We start from the raw sequence: 24,087 nt of genomic DNA on the forward strand, positions 1-24,087 counted from the left end.
TTAAATCGCCTTGTTGGGATCAAACGCATCGCGTACCGCTTCACCAATAAAGATCAGTAGTGATAGTAGCAGGGCAACGGAGATGAACGCGGTGATGCCAAGCCACGGTGCCTGCAGGTTGTTTTTACCCTGTAACAGGAGTTCTCCCAGTGATGGCGAGCCAAGCGGTAAACCGAACCCAAGAAAATCCAGTGAGGTCAGAGTAGTTATCGAGGCGCATAAAATAAACGGTAAAAAAGTCAGGGCCGCGACCATCGCGTTAGGCAGCATATGACGCAGAATAATACTGCGATCGCTTACGCCTAGCGCTTGAGCGGCTCGAATGTAATCAAAGTTTCGGGTACGTAAAAATTCCGCGCGCACCACGCCAACCAGACTCATCCAGCCAAACAATACGGTAATGCCCAACAGCCACCAGAAGTTAGGCTGGACCACGCTCGACAATAGAATGATGAGAAACAGCGTTGGCATTCCTGACCAAACTTCAATGAATCGTTGCCCCCACAGGTCCACCTTGCCGCCATAATAGCCCTGAATTGCGCCAGCCATAATGCCCATCACGCTCGAACAGAGAGTGAGCATTAGACCAAACAAGACAGAAATACGTGTGCCGTAGAGGATGCGTGCCAGTACATCACCGCCGTTGGCGTCTGTTCCCAGCCAGTTTTGTGCGGAAGGCGGGGAAGGGAAGGGCTTATCGGTGGCAAAGTTAATGCTGGTGGCCCCAAAGCGTATTGGTGCCCACAGGATCCAGCCCTGGTTTTCCAGGCGCAGTTGTAGCCACGGGTCCTGATAATCAGCCTGAGTCGCCAGCGGTCCGCCGAAGTCGCTTTCACTGTAGTTTTTGAACAGGGGGAAATACCAGCTATTGTCGTAGCGCACCAGTAGCGGCTTATCATTGGCAATCAGTTCTGAACACAGGCTAAGACCGAACAGCACCAGAAAAATCCACAGCGACCAGTAGCCGCGACGATTGTGGCGAAAGCGCGCCCAGCGGGCCTGATTGACGGGGCTTAATCGCGACATTAGCGTCCCTCAAAATCAATACGAGGATCGACCAGCGTATAGCTGATGTCGCTGAGGATATTCAGCAGCAGACCGATCAGGGTGAAGATATAAAGCGTGCCAAACATTACCGGGTAGTCGCGTGATACGGTGGATTCATAACCCAGCAATCCCAGGCCGTTAAGTGAGAACATCACTTCAATCAGCAGTGAGCCGGTAAAAAACATGCTGATAAACGTTGCCGGGAAGCCGGCGATCACCAGCAACATGGCATTGCGAAACACATGTTTCCACAGAATATTTTTCTCGCTGACCCCTTTAGCGCGTGCGGTGACGACATATTGTTTGCGCACCTCATCCAGAAATGAGTTCTTGGTCAGCATAGTCAGTGCGGCAAACCCACCAACCACCGTCGCCAGCACCGGCAGGGTAATATGCCAAAGGTAGTCGGTTACTTTCTGATACCAGGGCAGGGAGTCAAAATTGGCGGATACCAGCCCGCGAAGCGGGAACAGGTCGTAGTAGCTTCCCCCGGCAAAAAAGACGATCAGCAAAATGGCAAACAGAAAGGCCGGTATGGCATAGCCGATAATAATAAATGCGCTGCTCCAGACATCAAACCGGCTGCCGTTATGCACCGCTTTGCGGATCCCAAGCGGTATCGACACCAGATAGATGATGAGCGTACTCCACAGCCCCAGCGTGACGGAAACAGGCAGGCTGTCTTTGATAAGCGTCAGCACCGAGGCGCTACGAAACAGGCTGTCACCGAAATCGAAACGAATGTAATCCCAGAGCATTTTGAAGTAACGCTCGTGAATGGGCTTATCGAACCCATAGCGGCGAGTGATTTCGGCGATCACTTCCGGGTCAAGACCCCGGCCACCTCGATAATTACTGTCGCTGATGTTACCAACGCCTGTTTGCGCGTGGCTGGCACGAACGCCTTCGCTACCCGCGCCGGGTAATGCCCCGCTTTGCCCGAACTCAATGGCGGCGACGGCCTGTTCAACCGGGCCGCCTGGGGCAATTTGCACGATAAAAAAGTTGATGGTGATGATGGCCCAAAGCGTTGGGATCACCAGCAGTAAACGTCGAATCAGATACGCGCCCATTTATTCTCCCTGTCGTCTGGCAGCGGGCAGTTTCGCCGCTTTGTTGACGTCATACCACCAGTTGTCGAGGCCAATGGTGTAAATTGGGCGAATAGCAGGATGTGAAAATTTATCCCACCAGGCGATGCGATCCTCTGCCATAAACCACATCGGCAACATGTAGTAGTTCCAGGTTAGTACCCTGTCCAGTGCCCGGCCCAGTGGGATCAATTTGGCTTTATCACCTTGTGCCGCGATGATTTGGTCGATCAGTTTATCAATCACCGGGCTTTGTACGCCGGGGGCGTTGTAGCTGGAATCAATATATTGAGAGGCCCACAGAATTTGCAGGTCCGAACTCGGCCACGGCATCGCGCGATACAACCTCGGCATCATGTCATAGTCGCGACTGCGCAGGCGGTTCGTGATTTGTGAGTTATCCACCTGGCGGATATTCATGGTAATACCTAAGCGCTGCAGGTTGTGCTGGAACGGCAGCACCCATTGACTGTTGCTGCCCGCAGGGAGCAACAGTTCAAAGCTCAGAGGTTTACCGCTGGCGCTATTTACCCGCTGCTGACCCTTTAGTACCCACCCGGCCTGCTCCAGTAAGGTATCGGCTTTCAACAGGTTGTCGCGGTCGTAGCCATCGCCTTTTGATTTTGGCGGCTGATATATTTGGCTAAAGACCTCAGGGGGGAGATCTTTTTTCAAGGGCGCGAGTATCACCAGCTCATCTGCGTCGGGGTATTTTGTCGCGGCATATTCGGTATTCTGAAAATAGCTGTTGGTCCGGCTCCAGGCATTATAGAACAGCGCTTTATTCATCCATTCAAAATCAAAGGCCAGCGTGATGGCTTCCCGTACCCGTCGGTCGCTGAATACCGGACGCTGAATATTAAATGCCAGCCAGCGGGTATCCTGCGCGGACTCGTTTTTTTGCTCATCTTTGATGATGTAATGATTCGCGAAATTTTTCCCGGTATAACGCGTCGCCCAGTTTTTGGCATCATTTTCAAGACGCAGATCAAACGCACCGGCCTTAAACGCTTCAAAGGCGACGTTATCATCCAGATAGTAGTCGTAGCGGATGGTATCAAAGTTCCAGCGTCCACGATTGACGGGCAGATTAGCGGCCCAATAATCTTTGACGCGCGAATAGACAATATACTGGCCCATCTTCCATTTCGTAATGCGATAAGGGCCGCTGGCGAGCGGTGGCGATGATAAGGGATCGCTGAGCTTATGATCTTTCCAGTACTTCTCTGGCATTACGGGTAATGAAAACAGGCTGAGCATGTCCTCTTTACCCGGTTTGGCTAATTCAATGCGTACGGTTAATGGCGCGATGGCTTTTACCGTTGTTCCCTTGTAGACCAGACGAAACTGCGGCACGCCTTCAGTCATAAATTTGTGGAAGGTGAATGCGACGTCGCGGGCGGTAATGGGTGAGCCATCGTGAAAACGCGCTCGTGGATTAATGGCAATTTCTACCCAGGAATAGTCGTCAGCGTAGCGCGCGCTGTCGGCAATGAGCGGGTAATAGCTACCAGGTTCATCGTCAGAGGTCGTAAACAACGTATCGTAAAGCGTTTCGGTACGTGCGCCGGGGTTACCGCGCATCGCGTAGCGGTTAAAGTTGTCAAATGTGCCAATGGCGGACAGGGTGATTTGACCCCCTTTAGGGGCTGCGGGATTCACATAATCGAAGTGATTAAAGTTAAATGCGTACTTCGGTTCACCCAGTACGGCAAAAGCATAGCTTTCTTTGATGGATTGCGCCTGGGCGCTAAACCCGATGAGGGTAATAAACAGAAGCAGTACGCGAGGGATCATATAAAAGCGATTTCCTTTTCCTGCCACAACCCGACGGGCATCATGCCTGAAAGATAAGGGATGTAGCGGCGAGTGAGAGTATATGAATCGCATACTGCGATCACCACGTCGGCTTATTGGGCTGTGCCATCCAACGCACAAAATCAGCAAGCTTTAATGGTCGGCTAATCCAGTATCCCTGGAAAAAATGCACCCCACGATCGCGCAGCCAACGGGCTTGCTCAGGAGTTTCTACCCCTTCCGCAACCGTCAGCATATTAAGACGTTTAGAAAGTGTCAACACGGCGTCCAGAACCGGAGAGGTCAGGGTTTCCGTCCCGATGGCGTTAATAAATCCGCGATCGATTTTCAGGTAGTCAACGGTAAAGCGTTCCAGATAAATAAGCGCGCTATGGCCGGTGCCAAAATCATCAATCGCAATTTCAAAACCTGCGGAATGAAGCCATTCAAATAGCTTTGTGGCCTCGTGCTGATTGAGCATATCTCGTTCAGTGATTTCCAGCACTATCTGAAAATAGTTTGCGGGAAGTGAAGCGTGCAGGTGCCGGATGTCGTCTTTAAATGTCTCGCCATGCAGATGCGATGGCGCGATATTGATCCCCAATTTTGCGCCAGCGGGTAACACTTTTTGTAGCGCCGGGGCATCCTGGGCGATCAACTTAAAGAGATGCTGAGTCAGCGGGACGATCATTTTCTGTGATTCAGCGTAATGAATAAAGGCATCCGGTGGGATCTCGCCCGTTGTTGGGTGATTCCAACGTAACAGGACCTCGACGCCTTTCACTTCCAGCGTTTGCATCTCTACGACGGGCTGGTACACCACATAAAACTGGTTATGCTTGATGGCGTTGAGGATATCTTTGCCTGGGCGTAAACGGATGCTGTAGATGTAGTACCAGAGGAGAAGGGCGGCAATAATCCCGGCCATACATCCCAACAAAATAGAATACCAGACGTCGGTATAGCTCCACTCTTGTGCGTATAAGCGAATTTTAAGCGGGATCCCTTCAAGAGTGGCCTGCCGCCAGGAGGTATGAGGAAGAGCGGAGACATCGATGATTCGCGATGAGAATGTCGAAATTGCGGTATTACCGACGATAATCGCAATACCGTCAAAATCATCCTGCCGGGCGGTATAGAGCAGATAAGGTGCCAGATTGATATTCAGTGAGGTAAATACGCCGCTATCGTTGAACGACGCGTTTCGGTGCCAAATCATGATCGCTGGTTTGTCCGGCATCATGGGCGTACCGGGAAGTAATTCCACATCAATATTTCTGCTGATATCGAGGTTCGGGATCAAATCTAAAATCGGAGTGAACATGGAACCTGTTGCGGAAGAGCAGAAAGCGATACCGTCTTTTACCAGTAAGAAAGCGCGAACGTTCAGGCTAAAGGCTGCACTGGAGGTCAGTTTAGCGCCAACTTGTTGGCAACTGTTGGCAACCAGCGGCTGAAGGGCATCGGTGGTGGTTTTGAGGTCGGTAAAGTAGCTGCTGACGTAATTCTGGATATCGGCAAGGAGCGTGTCGTACTTAACTTCTCGTTTATGCCAGGTGACGAAAAACTGCAGGGTACTCACGAGTATTGCGACGATAAGCCCCGTTAACATACAGGAAAGCAGGATTTTCCGACCGGATGAAGAAGAGCGTCTGAACATAGATCCTTATTTTACCTGATTTAACCGCTTACTCTGTATGAATATAACCTGAAATGACTCATGTTGTGAGATTTTTCTTAGTCGCAGGGTGAAACAAAAAAGCACCGCCGAAGCAGTGCTTTTGGAATGTCTCATCAGGATAGCCAAGGGATAGCTGCCAAACGAAACTAACTGCGGCTCAGAACCCGGCGAGCTTCGTTGTAACGTTTTTTCCAGTAAGGCTCGTTCATGCTGGAAATGATAACGCCACTGCTGGTCGAGGCATGTACAAACTGGTTGTTACCGATATAAATACCGACGTGACGGCCAGTAGAACCAGCACGGAACAGAACCAGATCGCCTGTGCGCAGATTAGTGCGCGAAACGGATTTTCCCGTTTCCTGTTGTTCATAGGTTGAGCGCGGAAGCTCTAAACCAAATTGCTCGCGGAATGTACGCTGCACGAAGCTTGAGCAATCAATACCTTTTTTGGTGCTGCCGCCAAGGCGGTAACGCACGCCTTTCCAGTCAGCATACTGGTCCATAATACGTGATTTAACATCGATATTACGTACCATATTTTCAAATTCATCCTGAGAGGCTTGCAGTGAAGAGTTATCTCCATTGCCCACAGCATGCGTCTCAGAATGCATATTCTTGGCGGTGTTCGTTGTGCTACATGCAGAAAGCAGAACCGCAACTGCTATCGCGGGTATGCCCCGCAAGATATATCTCAAAATCGGTTGAGATTTGACCATTTTGTTTGTTTTCCCTTGAAGTCCTTAACGATAAATATCGTTATAAAAAATGCCAAACGTGACGAGACTAATTACCATCGCACGATGAGACAATTCCTTAAGGTCAAATCTGTGGCAGAACGCACAAATTTATTCTGAAAGGGAATAATTATCCCGCGAGGCAAAACGAGTTCGAGATTACCCGATCGTTCCGGTCAATGCGAGTGATTTTACGTGATTTCTTATAAGAAAAATTGATACAGAAAGTGAATAAACGGCATTGTCTAAATTAAGAACAATCAGGGTAAAAAATACGCAACCTACTCATTTTAAACATGAATAAGATGACAGGAGAATGACAATCAGAATGATGAAATATTGCCCGGCATCATCAGGGAATCAGAAGTATCCCTGATGATGTTAATTACTCTGCGTTATTTGTTTAAAAATTGTTTGTTTTTGCCGGGTAGATAATTCACGAACAGAGTGACTAATCGGTCGCTTAATGGCGTCATTAGCCACCAGGGAAGGCCAATCAAGACCACCGTCATGGAACCAACCACGATATCAGTGAGCCAATGAGCGCCAATCATTACGCGCGGGAAGGCAAAAACCACAGCAATAATAAGGCCGATTATTCCTGCGACTTTTCCGAAATAACGCAGCATAAATGCGGAAAAAATAAGCAGCATCATGCCGTGATCGCCAGGAAAACTGTCTTTCGACGCATCTTTGGTCGGAATATGCAGCAGTTCGCTGACGCGATAAATATTATCCAGCATAAGCGTGGGGCTGGCGCGTTTAACGGGAATAAGCGCCTGGCCCAGCTGATTTAATACCACTGCAGTGAGCAGCATAACCAAACCAATTGCCACAATGCGTCGGCGACCTTCCGACGTCTCTTTTAGCCAAAAGTGCAGCATCAATGCGCCCATAGCCAGCAATGAGCAGCCATCAAATGCCCGATTATTGGTAATAGCAACAACCCATAAGAACAGCGGGCTTTCCACCAGTTTATGATTAAAGAAGCGGAAGACGCCCGTATCGAGTGAAGACCAGAACCCATGCCCGGCTGGAATATACCAGGACAGAAACAGTGCCAGACCCGCAATATTAAGCAGGAGGATTAAAGGGTATCGGGTTTTCATCGTCGTTTACCATTGCTAAAAACGAAGGCAACCTTACGCGCTAGCGTCTAAACGAAGTCTCAACAACGCGCTCTGTAACGCATTCCAGTCGGTCTCGGTATCGGCGATGAGTTCAATACGGCTATCCGGTGGCGCGACGTTTTGCGTCTCTATATGCCAGTCGTCTCCCTGGCGGTTAATGCGTACCAGTCCTTCTTTAATACGCATTACCCCCTTCACGCGCCCAACCGGGGCAAGACGCGACCATTCCAGCAGACCGATGGTATCGAACACCGTATCGGCGTCAAAAATCCAACCGCAGGCCTGATGGCCCTGACCGCTGTTGAGGCTACGACGCCAACGCTGCTGTGCGGGTAAGCTCAACGCTGCCAGCCCCTTTTTGTTGGCATGGCTATGGGCGTGCTCCGCGCTTGCAGGAAGCTCCGCCAGGTTTAGTCGGGGCAAATCCAGTAGCTGTCCGTCAATTTGCCCATGGTCGGCATGAACTAACTGGCGATTACCACCGTAGTGTTGCCACCAGCTTTGTAGGGCGTTTTCGCTTTCCGTCGTGGCACGGTCGGTTTTGTTGGCAACAATAATATCAGCAGCGGCCAGCTGATCGCGGAAATTGTCATTGGCGACGCTTTTCTCATCCAGTAACAGGCGAGGATCAAGGATACAGAGGGTTGCGCGCAGATCGATCCACGGCTCATAAACCGGTGCGGTGAGTAAATCCAGAATCTGTTTGGGATGCCCGAGGCCGGTGGGTTCAATCAGCAGGCGGTCGGGTTTTCCCTGACGCAGCAGCGTATTGAGGCCAACCTGCATTGGCAGACCGTTAACACAGCACATACAGCCGCCGGGGATCTCTTTTAGCAGCGCACCGCTGTCGGCCAGCAACGCGCCATCAATGCCAACTTCACCAAACTCATTAACCAGCACGGCCCACTTCTCAGCAGGATCTTTGTTTGCCAATAAATGAAGAATAGAGGTGGTTTTGCCACTGCCGAGAAAACCGGTGATGAGATTGGTTTTAGTCACATTTACTCCAGAATCATAAATTACCGTAATGGCATTTAACAATCCTGGCGAAAAACAGGGAAAAAGAGAAGGGGGGAGAGGACGAAGAGGCGCTTCGTCCTGCTTAATGGCAGAAATCGTTAACTTTTTAACGTCTCAATGACAGCCTGATGCGCACCGTATTGGGCAATGCGTTGCCAGGCCTGCTGAATGGCCGTGACAAACTGCGGATTCTGTACGAGGTCGGTGGCGAAAATCTCGCGCAGCGAAAGCAGAGCGTTGACGCGTTCTGACTCTGTGCTCTGTTTAACCAGAGCGGAAATTTTTTCACTCAACGGGTCACGAACATCAATAGCGGTGCCTGAATCATCCACGCCGCTCACATAACGCATCCAGCCCGCGACGCCGAGCGCCAGAAGTGGCCACTCGCTTTGGCGGGCTAAATGTACGCGGATCCCTTCCAACATGCGCTGGGGTAATTTCTGGCTACCGTCCATCGCGATTTGCCAGGTTTTATGTTTCAACGCTGGGTTGGCAAAACGCTCCAACAGGCTTAGGGCATACTGGTCTAAATCAACATCGGTAATTTGCAGCGTAGGTGCCTGTTCGTTGAGCATCAGGCGGTAAGCGGCTTCACGAAATGCGCTGTCCTGCATACAGTCGCTGATGTGCTGGAACCCGGCCAGATAGCCGAGATAAGCGAGAAACGAATGACTGCCGTTCAGCATCCGCAGTTTCATTTGTTCCCACGGCAACACATTTTCGACCATCTGGACGCCCGCCGTTTCCCATTGTGGGCGGCCACACACAAAATTATCTTCAATCACCCACTGGATAAACGGTTCGCAGCTGATTGCGCAAGGATCGGCAACCCCCAGCTCGCGGGCAATTTCGGCCAGTGACTCTTCAGTGGCGGCAGGGACAATGCGGTCGACCATGGTGCCTGGGAAACTGACATGTTCCTGAATCCAGGTTGCCAGTTCTGGTGAACGTTTCTCCGCCATTCCAAGGACGGCGTTTTTTACCACATGACCATTGTCCGGGATGTTATCGCAAGAGAGGACGGTAAACGGCTGTAGCCCGCGTTCACGTCGGCGGTGTAGGGCTTCAACAATAATTCCGGGGGCAGAGTGCGGTTCAGTCGGTGTTTGCAGATCGTGAGCAATACGTGGATTACTGAGGTCTAACGAACCTGTCGCCGGATCGATGCAGTAGCCTTTTTCTGTGATGGTTAGCGAGACAATAGCCACCTGAGGCTCGCAGAATTTTTCGATAATGGCCGCCAGCGAATCCAGCCTGGCGTTGAGACATTCGTTGACGGCACCGATAACAATTGGCTGGTTGCCGTTGGCCCCTTTTTCCAGCACGGTAAATAAATGATCCTGTTCGCGCAGTTGGCTCATCAGTCGATCGCCGCTGAACAGACTGATCTCACAAATACCCCAGTCTCCACCCTGCGCATTCAGCACCCTGTCGGTTAGTAACGCCTGATGGGCGCGGTGAAAAGCACCGAAACCAAAATGCACAATCCGCGTTTTTAATTGCTGGCGGTCGTATTGCGGCATCATGACATTTTCCGCCAGTGGCGCTGAGGCAATAGTTTTCATTTAATACACCTGATTAACCATAAATTAACAATGGCAGTATAAAGTTATATGACAACAAATTGAATTGGTGTGCCTCATTTATCCGGGGAATGTGAGCTTGATCAACCAATCATCGGCAATGTGTTGATCAGTTGACGGATGCCTGTATGGTAGTCGTCATTAAGATGATTTAATTTGGTATAACAACTTGTGAGGTGAAACAATGGAACAAACCTGGCGTTGGTACGGACCTAACGATCCGGTATCGCTTGATGATGTGCGTCAGGCTGGCGCAACGGGTGTTGTGACCGCCTTGCACCATATTCCAAACGGTGAAGTGTGGCCGGTAGAAGAAATTCAGCAGCGTCAGGCCATTCTGGCTGAAAAAGGGCTGACCTGGTCGGTAGTGGAAAGTATCCCTGTCCACGAAGATATCAAAACGCGTTCAGGTCAATATCAAACGTGGATTGCCAACTATCAGCAGAGTATCCGTAATCTGGCGACCTGTGGTATCGATACGGTGTGCTATAACTTCATGCCGATCCTCGACTGGACGCGTACCGACCTCGAATATCAACTGCCGGATGGTTCCAAAGCGCTGCGTTTTGACCAGATTGCTTTTGCGGCCTTTGAACTTCACATTCTGCAACGCCCGGGAGCTGAAGCGGATTATACCGCCGAAGAACAACGCCAGGCGATGGACTACTTCAATGCCATGAGTGATGCAGAAATTGAAAAACTGACCCGCAATATCATTGCTGGCCTGCCTGGTGCAGAAGAGGGCTATACGCTGGATCAGTTCCGTGCGCGTCTCGCTGAATACGACGGCATCAGCAAGGACGATCTGCGCGATAATATGGCGGTATTCCTGCGGGCGATTGTGCCAGTGGCAGAAGAAGTCGGCGTGCGTCTGGCCGTGCATCCTGACGATCCGCCGCGCCCGATCCTCGGCCTGCCGCGTATCGTTTCGACTATCGAAGATATGCAGTGGCTGAAAGAAACGGTCGATAGCATTAATAACGGTTTCACCATGTGCACCGGTTCTTACGGCGTGCGCGCTGATAACGATCTGGTGAAAATGATCGAAACCTTTGGCGATCGAATCCACTTCACGCACCTGCGCTCAACCTGTCGTGAAGATAACCCGAAAACCTTCCATGAAGGTGCGCACCTGCAGGGCGATGTGGATATGGTATCGGTGGTGGCTGCCATTTTGAGCGAAGAGCAGCGGCGTAAAAAAGCGGGCGACCTGCGTCCTATCCCGATGCGTCCGGATCATGGACACCAGATGCTTGACGATCTGCACAAGAAAACCAACCCGGGCTACTCTGCGATTGGCCGCCTGAAAGGCCTGGCAGAAGTCCGTGGCGTTGAGCTGGCGCTGAAACAAACGCAGTTCCGCGATCTGCTGTAAGTCTAACAACAGGGATTGCGCGACAGGCGCGATCCCTGTTTTTCATCAAGGCTGCGCGAGCGCCTGCTCCAGCACTGTCAGCACTTTATTGATCTGCTGTATCTGCAATCCACCAAACCCAAAAAACATAACAGCATCGCTGTTCTCTTTGCGCCATGCGGTTTCTGATCCATTTTCTATATCCGGCAGAGTGTCGAAACGGATCCCGGCCAACAGGCAGCATTGCTGCAGCCTGGTGATGAGTTCTGCGTGTCTGGCAATGCGTAACGAGAGGTGCAGACCTGCCGTTGCGCCAGCGATTTTCCCTTCGGGAAACAGAGTGGAAAGGCCATCGCGTAACAGGGTGAGGCGCGTCGCATAGCTGCAGGCCAGCTTGCTGATATGCGTATAAAACACCTGATTTTGCATCAGTTCGGCCAAAAATTGCTGCAACAACCACTGGCTGCCGTTGTTATTGAGCGCTTTCATATTCTGTACCGCCGGAAGCAGTTCATCAGGGCAAATAAGATAGCCAAGCCGTGCGCCTGGCCCAAGCGTTTTAGAAAATGTCCCCATGTAGATAACCCGGTTGTGATAATCCATGGCTTTCAGCGCGGGAAGGGGATTTTCCCCATAGGTAAAAACGGCATCGTAATCATCTTCAATGATGTAAGCGCCGACGCGTTGCGCCCACGTTAATAATGACTGACGGCGCTCCAGTGAAAGCACGCTTCCCATCGGATACTGATGCGCTGGAGTAACATAACAAAGCTGGGTTTCATACTCGGGTAAATTATCTGTTTGCAGCCCGTGGTTATCTACGGCAATTGACGTAATGTCTGCACCGTAATAATTAAAAAGATGCCATGCGCCAGAATAACAAGGGGATTCGGTCACAATATGGCACTTTTTTTGCTGACTGACAGCATGATGAATAATAAATATTTGGCTGAGCAGTGATAATCCTTCCTGAATCCCGTTGGTAATGATGATGTTCTCTGCTCGGGTATTAATTCCGCGGGATAAATTAAGGTATCTGACCAATTGCTCACGCAGTGAAAATAATCCACTTGGTGAATGGTATCGGGTAAATAATTGTTCTTTAAGTATGCTTGGAGCATTATTCCATTTCCGCCAACTTGACCAGGGAAAAGCGTTGGGATCGGGGACGCCCATCCGACAGTAGCACTCTCGTCCAGGCTCGGCGTAAACATCGGTTGAGACTCCGGCAGCTTTAGGTTTTGTCGGCGGAGAACCCTGGGTAACGGGCACATGCGTTGGTGTTATACGTACAGGCGTGGTGAATATCACTTCATAGCCAATGCCGTGTCGGCTCTTGATTAACCCTGCAGCCATAAGCTTATCATAGGCCATCACTACCGTTATTTTGGCTACGTTCAATACCTGAGCCTGCTCGCGAATAGAGGGAAGCTTATCGCCACAAAGCAAATCTCCCCGCTGAATAGCCTGGAAATAAAATTGAAAAATTTGCAATTGCAGCGGAGTGCGGAGTTCTCTATTGAGCGTTAATGTAAGCATGAGGAATTCCTTATTAATATATAGCCACTATATTACGAATTTCTCGTTTTTACTATTTGATACACCTCATGGAGTAGTGGCTGTTCCTATAACTTGCTATCGCTGTCTCTATTTTTGGTTTTTATTATCCCTTAGCGTGTCGCTATTAAAAAAATGGAGGCAAGCATGTCGTGGATAAGAAAGAACGCATTGTGGTGCGTATTGGCTGGGGCGGTGGCAATGGCCTTGGCTATTTGGGGAACGTGGCAAGGCGTTCATTACACCAGTACCACCGAATTTTGTTTATCGTGTCACTCGATGCGCACGGCTGGAGAGGAATATAAAACCAGCGTGCATTTTCGTAACGCATCTGGCGTGCGGGCTGAGTGTAAGGATTGTCATATCCCCCCGGGCGTTGTTCCAACGCTTATTCGTAAAACTGAAGCCTTAAACGACCTCTATCACACCTTTATTTCTCCTTCTATTGATACTCCTGAAAAGTTTGCTGCCAAACGCCCGGAGCTGGCCCAGCGGGAGTGGGCACGCATGAGCGCGAATAATTCAGCGGCGTGTAAATCCTGCCATAGCTATGAGGCAATGGATCATGGCAAGCAATCGGCAAACGCGGCTGCGCAAATGACCGCAGCGGCAGCAAAAGACAGTAACTGTATCGATTGTCACAAAGGAATAGCCCATCACAAACCCGATATGAGCAGCGGTTTTCGCGATCGCTATAAGCAGCTACAGCGTCAGGGAGATACGCCAACGGATGCGACCACGCTGTTCTCATTAAGCGAAAAATCACTGGCGGCAACGGCAGGGAGTCCGGTCGGGAAGGCGCTGTTATTTCCCGCCACCGAGGTCAAGGTGCTGAAAAAAGAAGGCAGTAACGTGCAGCTCGAAATCACGGGCTGGCGAGAAAGCAAAGGGCGTGGACGGGTGATCACCCAGTATATGGGGAAACGCGTTTTCTCCGCCGTTCTCGATGAGCCCCTGATGGCGAACGTAAAAGTGCTACAAACCCAGGTCGATCCTGACTCACATCAGGAATGGCAGCAAGTGAGCGTCACCGCCTGGACCATCGATCAGGACTTTATCAACACGCTTGCGCCAATCTGGGAGTACTCAGATCAAATGCTGCAATCCACCTGTAGCGCCTGTCATAGCACTCCTCCTACAACCCGATATACCGCTAACGGCTGGATCGCCGGACTGAAAGCCATGTCGACCTATTACCGGCTTAATCCGGTGGAGGAACGTACGTTGTTGAAATACCTCCAGACCCACGCCAGCGATGTGTCTGAAACCAACAAAAAGTAAGGATAATGTATGGATATTCATGACTTTAATCCGTCCCGCCGCCGTTTTCTCAACGGAATGCTGGCGGTGGGGGCTGCCAGCGCACTGGCGCCTAATCCGCTGATATCAAAAGTGTGGGCGGCGGGGGAAAATCCCGAGCAGTGGATCCAATCTGGTTCGCACTATGGCGCTTTTGAAGCCAAAGTGGTCAACGGTGAGTGGACCGAAACCCGTCCGTTCAAACATGACAAATACCCCTGCGATATGCTGAACGCGGTGCGTGAAGTGGTCTACAACCCGTCGCGGGTGCGCTACCCGATGGTGCGTCTGGACTGGCTGCGTAAGCGTGAGAAGTCAGATCGCAGTCAGCGCGGAGATAACCGTTTTGTTCGGGTCAGTTGGGATCAGGCGCTGGATCTGTTTTACGAAGAGCTGGAGCGGGTGCAAAAAACCTATGGCTCATCAGGCGTATTTACCGGGCTTGCCGACTGGCAAATGGTGGGCAAATACCATAAAGCGGGCGGGGCGATGGATCGGGGACTTGGCCTGCATGGTAGCTATGTGACAACCGTCGGCGACTATTCTGCGGCAGCGGCACAAGTCATTTTACCGCATGTGATTGGTTCGCTGGAAGTTTATGAGCAGCAGACGTCGCTTCCGCTGGTGATTCAAAACAGCAATACCATCGTGCTGTGGGGCTGCGATCCGATCAAGAACCTGCAGATCGAGTTTTTGGTTCCCGATCACGATGCGTTTGGCTACTGGCAGCAGATTAAAGAGGCGGTAGCGCAGGGTAAGATGCGCGTTATCAGTGTTGATCCGGTGCGTAGCAAGTCGCAAAACTATCTTGGCTGCGAGCAGTTGGCGTTGCGGCCACAAACCGATGTCGCGTTAATGCTGGCGCTGGCGCATACCTTGTACGAAGAAAAACTGTACGACACGGCGTTTATTACCGATTACACCGTCGGCTTTGAGCAGTTTTTGCCGTATCTGCTGGGCGAAACCGATAAACAGCCGAAAAATGCCGAATGGGCGGCCGAAATCTGCGGCCTGACGGCAGAGCAGATCCGAGACTTCGCCCGCCTGTTGGTGAAAGGTCGGACACAGTTTATGGGCGGTTGGTGCGTACAACGCATGCACCATGGTGAGCAGTATCCGTGGATGCTGGTGGTGCTGGCCAGCATGGTCGGTCAAATTGGTTTGCCCGGCGGCGGGGTAGGATTTGGCTGGCACTACAACGGCGGTGGTACGGTAACATCCGCCGGGCCTGTGCTCTCTGGGCTGGGAGGGATCACGAATCCCCCGCAGGCAAAGTACAACGCGGATTTTCGCGGCGTATCGGAGCATATCCCTACTTCGCGTATCGTTGACTGCCTTCTTGAGCCGGGCAAAAAGGTTGCCTTTAACGGCGAGACGTTAACCTGGCCTGACATCAAAATGGCGATCTACAGCGCGGCGAATCCATTTCATGCGCAGCAGGACAGGAATCGCATGATCGACGCGTGGAAGAAGCTGGAAACCGTGGTGGTGTTGGATCACCAATGGACCGCGTCGTGCCGTTTTGCCGATATTGTCCTGCCCGTTACCACCCGCTTTGAACGTAACGATATTGAGCAGTTCGGTACGCATTCGAATAAAGGGTTGATGGCGTTGCATCAGATCGTCAAACCGCAATATGAAGCGCGACATGATTTTGATGTATTTGCCGGGCTGTGTAAGCGCTTTGACAAGGAAGCGGTGTACCGTGAAAACCGTGATGAAATGCAGTGGATACAGACGCTTTATGACGAAGGCGTGAAGATGGGGGCATCGCTCGGCGTCTCATTACCGGATTTCACAACGTTCTGGCAGGGTGACGGATATATTGAATATCCGCCGGGTCAGCCGTGGGTACGTCACGGTGAGTTTCGCGACCAGCCAGACCTGAATCCGCTGGGAACACCGTCAGGTCTGATTGAAATCTACAGCAAAACCATCGCGGGCTTTGCCTATGAGGATTGTCCGGGGCATCCGGTGTGGATGGAACCCTTTGAGCGTACCCATAGCGGCAAAAAAGATAAATACCCGCTGCATCTGCAATCCTGCCATCCGGACAAACGTCTGCATTCCCAACTGTGCTCTAGCGAGGCGTTTCGCAACACCTATGCGGTTGCCGGAAGAGAACCGCTTTATATCAGTGAACAGGATGCCACCGCTCGTGGCTTAAAAGCCGGTGATATCGCCCGCGTTTTTAACGCTCGTGGTCAGGTACTGGCTGGCGTAGTTGTCAGTCCGGATTTTTCCCCTGGCGTGGTCCGTATTCATGAAGGTGCATGGTACTCCCCGCAGGAAGGGGGGAAAGCCGGGACATTATGCACCTATGGCGACCCGAACGTGCTGAGCGCGGATATCGGTACTTCACAGCTGGCCCAGGGGCCTTCAGCGCATACCGTGCTGGTGGAGGTCGAGCGTTATCAGCAGAAAGCCCCGCAGGTGACGGCTTTCGGTGGTCCGCAGATTGTGAAAGAGGAGGGGACCAGTGCAGCATAAGCAAATTCATCAGCAGCGGGCAGCTGTGTACCAGTGGTTTTCGCAACTGTTATTTCGTGAGCTGGATGAAAAACAGCTCGCCAGTCTGGAAAACGGCGATAGCCAGGCTTGGATTGCCTCACTGGCGGCGGTTCCTGGAGTGTCTGCCGAGGTTAAACGTTTTGAGCGTAGCCTGGTCCGGGTTTTGCGGCGCGACTCCCGACAGCTGGAGCTGGCAGCAGATTTTGCCTCGCTGTTTCTGCTGGCCCCGCCGGCTAGTGTTTCTCCCTATGCAGGGCACTATCCACACACGACAGCGGCAGAAGAACGTCGGCAAATGAATGTGCTGCTGATTGAGCAAGGTCTGGCAGCGCGAGAGAATGAACCCTCCGATCATATTGCTGTGCAGTTGGCATTAATGGCGAGGATTGTTGCTAAAGAGGAGAGGCTATCGGCGCAATATTACTTTTTGCATCATCATATTCTGTGCTGGGCACCGTTATTTCGCGACGCTTGTCTGGTGCGGGATAACGAGGGGTTTTATCCTCAGGCGGTGAATCTGATAGTGCGTTTTATGCAAGAGGATGAGCAGTATCTGGAGTCATTGCTGATGGATGATTTTTATCTCAGCAGCCAGCGCTGAATATGACAAAGGGACAGCCTGCGTTGTAATGCCAGTCAGTTAAGCATTATGGAGCATATTTTATTGCGGCATAGGGTTCCGTTCACCTCAGCGGAGTCATTTCTCTGAAGCGCAGATACCTGTGAACGTGCAAGGGAGGCTCACCGCCGCCTCCCTTGCAACCCAGGCTCCCGGCGGGATTGTTAAGGGTACGGCGATAGTACCCTTAACACGTTCACAGGCAGTATCGTTTCAGAGAAGTGATATCACTAAAGTGAACGGAACATTTTGCCAGAGACAACATGTCATTATCTTTGGTTCACCTGTAACGACAGGAGCTTAATCTGCACGGCCCATATAGCGACGTTCTTCGATATGAATGCGGATTTTTTCACCCGCACTCAGATACTCAGGAACCTGGATCACCAGACCGGTGCTCAGGGTTGCTGGCTTGTTGCGCGCACTCGCTGAAGCACCTTTAATCCCCGGTGAAGTTTCAACGATTTCCAGGTCTACGGTCTGCGGCAGTTCAAGCGCCAGCAGTTGGCCGTCCCAGGTCAGTACCTGCATGTCCGGCATACCGCCTTCCGGCATGAACAGCAGCTCTTCTTCAATCTGGTCTTTGGTGAAGGTATACGGGGTATAGTCTTCTTTATCCATAAAGATGTATTCGTTGCCATCGACGTAGGAGAAATCAACGCCACGACGGCTCAGAGTGACGGTATCCACGATATCGTCACCTTTGAAGCGCTCTTCAACTTTCAGACCGGTACGCACATCAGAAAAACGCATTTTGTACAGCGTGGCAGCACCACGTGCAGACGGTGATTGAATATCGATATCTTTTACAATCAGCAGTTTGCCGTTGTAGTTCAGTACCATACCTTTTTTAATTTCGTTCGCTCTTGGCATCGAAAAAATCCTGTAGTGAGGAGTGTCTAAAATATCGCGTAAAACTACTCGCGCCGGGGCATTCAGGCAAGCGGAATTCATGCTTTTGCTGGTGCAAAAAAGGTGGTACTGTGCCCTTCCCGCACAATCCGATGGTTTACGATAAAGAGAGTACTGTATGGAATGCCGTCCGGATTGTGGTGCATGCTGCACCGCGCCTTCAATCTCCAGTCCCATCCCCGGTATGCCTGATGGCAAGCCCGCTAATACGCCCTGCGTTCAGTTGGATGAATCCCTGCGTTGCAAAATTTTTGCGTCGCCGCTACGACCAAAGGTGTGCGGCGGTTTACAGCCCAGTGCGGAAATGTGTGGGCGGACGACGCACCAGGCCATGGTTTATCTCATTGAGCTTGAAGCGCTAACCGCGCCTTAAACGTCCTTGATGCGCACCAGGCACGCGACGGTGGCGACGATCATCACTAGTGCAAACCAGAACACCGCGTGATAGTTCCAAATTTCAGCGGCAATCCCCGCCAGCGATCCGGCAATAATCCAGCCCACGCGAATGGTATTCGTATAGAGGGTGGTGGCTGAACCCGCCTGTCCCGGCATCAGGTCCTGGAAATAGAGCATACCAATCCCGCCGAGAATACCGATGTAAATCGCGTTCAGCAGCTGTAAGCCAAGCAATATCGCCGGAGAGTGAGCCAGCAGCATACCGGCATAAAAGAAGAATCCGGCAACGACGGCAATTCTCATCAACAGACGTTTACCCAGACGCTTTGCAAAATAGCCAGCAATCAACATGGTTGGGATTTCCAGTCCGGCTGCGGTACCCATCATGATGCCCGCCAGTTTTTCCGGCAGATGCAGTTCGTTGATGATAAACAGCGGCATATTAATGATATAGAGACTATTGGTTCCCCACATTAATGTGCAGATAACAAACAGCAGCAACGTGTCGCGTCGATTGCGGCGCGGGGCCTCAACTGCGCCTGTCGCGAGAGGCACGTTTTTACTCATTGAGGGTAAAAACAGCCAGACCATTACGCCGCAGACAACAAACGCCACCGCCGCGCTGAGATACATCACCGTAAAACTGAATCCCATGGCCAGCGCGTAGGCCAGCGGCGGGCCAATTACCCAGGCCAGCGAAACCTGTGCGCGTAATATTGAGCTGAACATGACGGCTTCCCGACCTGTGCGGTCGGCGTGTTCACGGGCGAGAGCAAACATTTGCGGGTTGGCGGTCGATCCAAAGCTGCTGAGGAATACCCCGACAAACAGCAAGATAAAATAATTACGGTTCCAGGCGAACAGCACGCAGGCCAGCATCCCCAGCACGCAGCAAAACACAATCAGGTTCTTGCGATCGCCTTTTCTATCTGAACGTCCGGCCAGAAACTGACTTACCAGAATACCGATCACAGCGCTACCGGTAAAAAAGAACCCGACCATGCCGGGACGGGCGTGGACTTCATCCGTCAGAAAAAGGCTGAGCGTTGGCGTCTGCAACGCACCGGCGATACCCGTCAGAAATGCGACAAGCAGGAACGCCGAAGACGTTAAATCAAACGCCTTGGGTGTGGCGGCTACGGGGGTGTTATGCATGTTTTGATATCAATGATGTGAAGAGACGCGGAGTTTACGCCGCTTGTCAGAAAATAAACAGGGAGCCAAATCAAAATCGGCATCAAAAATCAAAATAGCATTTCAGTCAAAGAATGCTGTTTGCTGACGTTGCTGAATCTGACAAGCTGACGGCGTTTTTGCGTCAGCATTTTTTTCTCCTCCGCAGAGAAAATGTGCGTTATCTCTAAATTCAGCAAGTAATTTGTCAACTTTACTTGTGTGCTGAAGAAAAAAGAGCAAGACTTCTTGAAACGTTTCAGCGTCATCTTGCCTTAACTGATGGAGTCGGGTGACGCCTTTTTTCTCATGTTGGCTGAATCGTTTCAATTCAGCGGGAGAGGAGAATCATGTTCCAGTTATCTGTTCAGGATATTCACCCGGGCGAACAGGCCGGGAATAAAGAAGAGGCTATTCGCCAGGTTGCCGCTGCCTTAGTGCAGGCGGGTAACGTCGCGGAAGGCTACGTCGATGGCATGCTGGCGCGCGAACAACAGACGTCCACGTTCCTCGGCAACGGTATTGCGATTCCTCACGGTACGACGGACACGCGCGATCAGGTACTGAAAACCGGTGTGCAGGTATTTCAGTTTCCGCAAGGCGTGACCTGGGGCGAAGGGCAGGTTGCTTATGTGGCAATCGGCATCGCCGCAAGCTCTGATGAACACCTCGGTTTACTGCGTCAGCTGACACACGTGCTGAGCGACGACTCCGTCGCTGAACAGCTGAAATCTGTGACCACGGCGGAAGAACTGCGTGCGCTGCTGATGGGTGAAAAGCAAAGTGAACAGCTGAAGCTTGATAACGAAACGCTGTCGCTGGATGTCGTGGCCAACTCGCTGGTGACGCTGCAGGCACTCAACGCGGCACGGCTGAAAGAAGTCGGTGCGGTTGACGCCATCTTTGTGGCCAGAGCAATCAATGAGCAGCCGATGAATCTTGGTCAGGGGATCTGGCTGAATGACTGTGCTGAAGGTAACGTGCGTAGCGCCGTTGCGGTCAGCCGTGCAGCAACAGCGTTCGATGTACAAGGTGAAGCGGCAGCCCTGCTGGTGACCGTCGCCATGAATGACGATCAACCGGTTGCAGTGCTGAAGCGCCTTGGCGATCTGCTGCTGAATAATAAAGCTGACCGTTTGTTGAAAGCTGATGCGGCAACGGTGCTGGCGCTGCTGACCAGCGATGACGCCTTAACTGATGATGTACTGAGCGCCGAATTTATTGTGCGCAATGAGCATGGTTTACATGCCCGCCCGGGCACCATGCTGGTGAATACGATTAAACAATTTAACAGTGAAATTACCGTGACAAATCTTGATGGAACCGGCAAGCCGGCGAATGGACGCAGTCTGATGAAAGTTGTGGCGTTAGGCGTGAAGAAAGGACATCACCTGCGCTTTACTGCACAGGGTGAAGATGCTGAACAGGCACTGAAGGCGATTGGCGAAGCCATTGCGGCAGGTCTTGGGGAGGGCGCGTAATGAGCAGACGTGTTGCTACTATCACCCTTAACCCGGCCTACGACCTGGTGGGCTTCTGCCCGGAAATTGAACGCGGTGAAGTGAACCTGGTTAAAACCACCGGTCTGCATGCGGCAGGGAAAGGGATCAACGTCGCTAAGGTTTTGAAGGATTTAGGTATCGATGTCACTGTGGGTGGCTTCCTGGGTAAAGACAACCAGGATGGTTTTCAGCAGTTGTTCAGCGAGCTGGGCATTGCCAACCGTTTTCAGGTCGTGCAGGGCCGTACCCGTATTAACGTCAAGCTGACCGAAAAAGATGGTGAAGTATCTGACTTCAACTTCTCCGGCTTTGAAGTCACCCCGGCTGACTGGGAACGCTTTGTAAATGATTCGCTGAGCTGGCTGGGGCAATTCGACATGGTGTGCGTCAGCGGCAGTTTGCCAACCGGCGTGAGCCCGGAAGCCTTTACCGACTGGATGACGCGCCTGCGTAGTCAGTGTCCTTGCATTATCTTTGATAGTAGTCGTGAAGCGTTGGTAGCAGGTCTGAAAGCGGCACCATGGCTGGTGAAGCCAAACCGTCGCGAACTGGAAATCTGGGCCGGTCGCAAGCTGCCGGAAATGAAAGATGTGATTGAAGCGGCGCATGCGCTGCGTGAACAGGGGATCGCCCATGTGGTGATTTCACTCGGCGCAGAAGGTGCGCTGTGGGTTAACGCCTCAGGTGAGTGGATTGCTAAACCGCCGTCAGTTGAGGTGGTCAGCACCGTCGGCGCGGGTGATTCAATGGTTGGCGGTCTGATTTACGGTCTGCTGATGCGTGAGTCCAGCGAACATACCCTGCGTCTGGCGACGGCTGTTGCCGCCCTGGCGGTAAGCCAAAGTAATGTAGGCATTACCGATCGTCCTCAGTTGGCCGCAATGATGGCGCGTGTCGACTTAAAACCGTTTAACTGACAGCAGGAGAGGCATAATGAAAACGCTGCTGATTATTGACGCTAATCTCGGCCAGGCTCGCGCTTACATGGCGAAAACCCTGCTTGGAGCGGCGGCACAGAAAGCACATCTGGAAATTATTGATAATCCGAATGATGCCGAACTGGCAATTGTTCTGGGCGATACGCTTCCTGCCGACAGTTCGCTGAACGGCAAAAAAGTCTGGCTGGGCGACATTGGTCGTGCGGTTGCGCATCCTGAACTCTTCCTCAGCGAAGCTAAAGGCCATGCAAAACCCTACAGCGCCCCGGTTGCAACAGCACCTGTGGCCAGCAGTGGTCCAAAACGCGTGGTGGCGGTGACGGCGTGTCCGACCGGTGTTGCTCATACGTTTATGGCCGCTGAAGCGATTGAAACAGAAGCGAAAAAACGTGGCTGGTGGGTGAAGGTTGAAACCCGAGGTTCTGTTGGTGCAGGTAATGCCATTACGCCGGAAGAAGTGGCTCAGGCTGATCTGGTGATTGTGGCAGTTGACATTGAAGTTGATCTGGCGAAGTTTGCCGGCAAACCGATGTACCGCACCTCTACCGGTCTTGCGTTGAAGAAAACCAAGCAGGAGCTGGACAAAGCGCTGGAAGAAGCAACACCGTACCAGCCAACCGGTAAAGCGCAGACTTCAGCAACCGAAAGTAAGAAAGAGAGCGCGGGGGCGTATCGTCACCTGCTGACGGGCGTCTCTTACATGCTGCCGATGGTGGTTGCTGGCGGTCTGTGTATTGCACTCTCGTTCGCTTTTGGTATCGAAGCGTTTAAAGAGCAGGGGACGCTGGCGGCGGCGCTGATGCAGATTGGCGGTGGTTCAGCCTTCGCGCTGATGGTGCCGGTACTGGCAGGTTATATCGCGTTTTCCATCGCTGATCGTCCGGGTCTGACGCCGGGTCTTATCGGCGGTATGCTGGCGGTAAGCACCGGTTCCGGCTTTATTGGCGGGATTATTGCTGGTTTCCTTGCCGGTTATGTGGCGAAGCTTATCAGCACGAAGCTGAAACTCCCACAGAGTATGGAAGCGCTGAAACCGATCCTGATCATTCCGCTGTTCTCAAGCCTGGTGGTTGGTCTGGCCATGATTTACCTGATCGGCAAACCGGTGGCGGGTATTCTGGAAGGTTTGACTCACTGGCTGCAAACCATGGGTACGGCCAATGCGGTGCTGCTTGGCGCGATTCTTGGCGGCATGATGTGTACCGACATGGGTGGTCCGGTTAACAAGGCGGCGTATGCTTTCGGTGTGGGTCTGCTGAGTACGCAAACTTATGCGCCTATGGCAGCCATCATGGCTGCGGGTATGGTACCTCCGCTGGCTCTGGGTCTGGCAACTCTGGTTGCGCGTCGTAAGTTCGACAAAGCGCAGCAGGAAGGCGGTAAAGCTGCTCTGGTACTGGGCCTGTGCTTTATCACCGAAGGGGCAATCCCGTTCGCTGCCCGTGACCCAATGCGCGTTCTGCCTTGCTGTATCGTTGGTGGTGCGATTACCGGGGCTATCTCGATGGCGGTGGGTGCGAAGCTGATGGCGCCACACGGCGGGCTGTTTGTCCTGTTAATCCCAGGCGCAATCACGCCGGTGTTGGGATACCTGCTGGCAATTATTGCTGGTACGCTGGTAGCCGGTCTCTCCTACGCGGTGCTGAAGCGCCCGGAAGCTGAGGTTGTGGCAAAGGCGGCCTGATTTAACGTCAATAGCAGGGGCAGAGAATTCTCTGCCCCTTTTTTATGCATTTACCTATA

19 protein-coding genes are annotated in these 24,087 nt (G+C 52.0%); 8 read left to right on the forward strand and 11 right to left on the reverse strand.

The features are described from left to right. The 8 genes from OGY09_RS16355 to OGY09_RS16390 all read right to left on the reverse strand — a co-directional run bounded on the left by OGY09_RS16355 (nt 1) and on the right by OGY09_RS16390 (nt 10,065). Nucleotides 1-1,026, reverse strand: a complete 1,026-nt coding sequence (locus OGY09_RS16355; protein ID WP_032944025.1) for an ABC transporter permease — start codon at nt 1,024-1,026, stop codon at nt 1-3. Continuing rightward, nucleotides 1,026-2,120, reverse strand: a complete 1,095-nt coding sequence (locus OGY09_RS16360; protein ID WP_003834575.1) for a microcin C ABC transporter permease YejB — start codon at nt 2,118-2,120, stop codon at nt 1,026-1,028. The genes OGY09_RS16355 and OGY09_RS16360 overlap by 1 nt, the downstream gene beginning before the upstream one ends. Beyond that, nucleotides 2,121-3,935 (reverse strand): extracellular solute-binding protein, encoded by a 1,815-nt coding sequence (locus OGY09_RS16365; protein ID WP_032944024.1) that lies wholly within the window; start codon nt 3,933-3,935, stop codon nt 2,121-2,123. It lies immediately after the preceding gene. 100 nt (nt 3,936-4,035) lie between these two features. Further along, nucleotides 4,036-5,595, reverse strand: coding sequence for a cyclic di-GMP phosphodiesterase (locus tag OGY09_RS16370; protein ID WP_008785287.1), 1,560 nt, complete (start codon nt 5,593-5,595; stop codon nt 4,036-4,038). A gap of 167 nt (nt 5,596-5,762) precedes the next feature. Beyond that, nucleotides 5,763-6,332 (reverse strand): bifunctional murein DD-endopeptidase/murein LD-carboxypeptidase, encoded by a 570-nt coding sequence (gene mepS, locus OGY09_RS16375; protein WP_003834567.1) that lies wholly within the window; start codon nt 6,330-6,332, stop codon nt 5,763-5,765. 413 nt (nt 6,333-6,745) lie between these two features. Continuing rightward, the gene (locus OGY09_RS16380) at nt 6,746-7,459 is read right to left on the reverse strand and encodes a phosphatase PAP2 family protein (RefSeq protein ID WP_032944023.1); all 714 of its coding nucleotides are present in this window, start codon (nt 7,457-7,459) and stop codon (nt 6,746-6,748) included. A 33-nt stretch (nt 7,460-7,492) separates the two neighbouring features. Continuing rightward, on the reverse strand, nt 7,493-8,479 hold the full coding sequence (locus OGY09_RS16385; protein WP_003834563.1) for a CobW family GTP-binding protein: 987 nt from the start codon (nt 8,477-8,479) through the stop codon (nt 7,493-7,495). Nucleotides 8,480-8,598: 119 nt separating this feature from the next. Beyond that, the gene (locus tag OGY09_RS16390; RefSeq protein ID WP_032944022.1) at nt 8,599-10,065 is read right to left on the reverse strand and encodes a mannitol dehydrogenase family protein; all 1,467 of its coding nucleotides are present in this window, start codon (nt 10,063-10,065) and stop codon (nt 8,599-8,601) included. 202 nt (nt 10,066-10,267) lie between these two features. Between OGY09_RS16390 and uxuA the strand changes: the two genes are divergently transcribed. Next, nucleotides 10,268-11,458, forward strand: a complete 1,191-nt coding sequence (gene uxuA, locus OGY09_RS16395) for a mannonate dehydratase (protein WP_032944021.1) — start codon at nt 10,268-10,270, stop codon at nt 11,456-11,458. 45 nt (nt 11,459-11,503) lie between these two features. On the opposite strand, the gene pdxR is transcribed toward uxuA, so the two are convergent. Continuing rightward, nucleotides 11,504-12,976 (reverse strand): MocR-like pyridoxine biosynthesis transcription factor PdxR, encoded by a 1,473-nt coding sequence (gene pdxR / locus OGY09_RS16400; RefSeq protein ID WP_032944019.1) that lies wholly within the window; start codon nt 12,974-12,976, stop codon nt 11,504-11,506. Between the two features lie 165 nt (nt 12,977-13,141). Between pdxR and torC the strand changes: the two genes are divergently transcribed. Genes torC through torD form a run of 3 tightly spaced genes read left to right on the forward strand, consistent with a single transcriptional unit; the run spans nt 13,142 to nt 17,405 of the window. Further along, on the forward strand, nt 13,142-14,275 hold the full coding sequence (gene torC, locus OGY09_RS16405; protein WP_032944018.1) for a pentaheme c-type cytochrome TorC: 1,134 nt from the start codon (nt 13,142-13,144) through the stop codon (nt 14,273-14,275). Nucleotides 14,276-14,284: 9 nt separating this feature from the next. Beyond that, nucleotides 14,285-16,783 carry a trimethylamine-N-oxide reductase TorA gene (torA, locus tag OGY09_RS16410; RefSeq protein ID WP_191215551.1) on the forward strand — a complete coding sequence of 833 codons (2,499 nt, stop codon included), beginning with the start codon at nt 14,285-14,287 and terminating at the stop codon, nt 16,781-16,783. Further along, the gene (gene torD, locus OGY09_RS16415; RefSeq protein WP_032944015.1) at nt 16,773-17,405 is read left to right on the forward strand and encodes a molecular chaperone TorD; all 633 of its coding nucleotides are present in this window, start codon (nt 16,773-16,775) and stop codon (nt 17,403-17,405) included. Before torA ends, torD begins: the two co-directional genes overlap by 11 nt. 318 nt (nt 17,406-17,723) lie before the next feature. On the opposite strand, the gene yeiP is transcribed toward torD, so the two are convergent. Then, nucleotides 17,724-18,296 (reverse strand): elongation factor P-like protein YeiP, encoded by a 573-nt coding sequence (yeiP, locus tag OGY09_RS16420; protein ID WP_003027452.1) that lies wholly within the window; start codon nt 18,294-18,296, stop codon nt 17,724-17,726. A gap of 157 nt (nt 18,297-18,453) precedes the next feature. On the opposite strand from yeiP, the gene OGY09_RS16425 reads away from it, so the two are divergent. Further along, entirely contained in the window at nt 18,454-18,708 is a 255-nt protein-coding gene (locus OGY09_RS16425; RefSeq protein WP_008785278.1) for a YkgJ family cysteine cluster protein, read from the forward strand. Here OGY09_RS16425 and setB read toward each other — a convergent pair. Next, on the reverse strand, nt 18,705-19,886 hold the full coding sequence (setB, locus tag OGY09_RS16430; protein ID WP_008785276.1) for a sugar efflux transporter SetB: 1,182 nt from the start codon (nt 19,884-19,886) through the stop codon (nt 18,705-18,707). The two genes, OGY09_RS16425 and setB, sit on opposite strands and share 4 nt — an antisense overlap. Before the next feature lie 368 nt (nt 19,887-20,254). Here setB and fruB point away from each other — a divergent pair, with 368 nt between their 5' ends. The 3 genes from fruB to fruA are packed head-to-tail and all read left to right on the forward strand — an operon-like array spanning nt 20,255 to nt 24,028. Next, nucleotides 20,255-21,385, forward strand: coding sequence for a fused PTS fructose transporter subunit IIA/HPr protein (fruB, locus tag OGY09_RS16435; RefSeq protein WP_032944011.1), 1,131 nt, complete (start codon nt 20,255-20,257; stop codon nt 21,383-21,385). Further along, complete coding sequence (gene fruK, locus OGY09_RS16440; RefSeq protein WP_003834544.1) at nt 21,385-22,323, forward strand: 1-phosphofructokinase; 939 nt, start codon at nt 21,385-21,387, stop codon at nt 22,321-22,323. The genes fruB and fruK overlap by 1 nt, the downstream gene beginning before the upstream one ends. A 16-nt stretch (nt 22,324-22,339) precedes the next feature. Next, on the forward strand, nt 22,340-24,028 hold the full coding sequence (fruA, locus tag OGY09_RS16445; RefSeq protein WP_032944010.1) for a PTS fructose transporter subunit IIBC: 1,689 nt from the start codon (nt 22,340-22,342) through the stop codon (nt 24,026-24,028). The last annotated feature ends 59 nt before the right edge of the window (nt 24,029-24,087 follow it).

This window comes from Citrobacter sp. Cpo071, from assembly GCF_030332765.1.
In the GTDB taxonomy this organism is placed as follows: Bacteria; Pseudomonadota; Gammaproteobacteria; order Enterobacterales; family Enterobacteriaceae; genus Citrobacter; species Citrobacter portucalensis.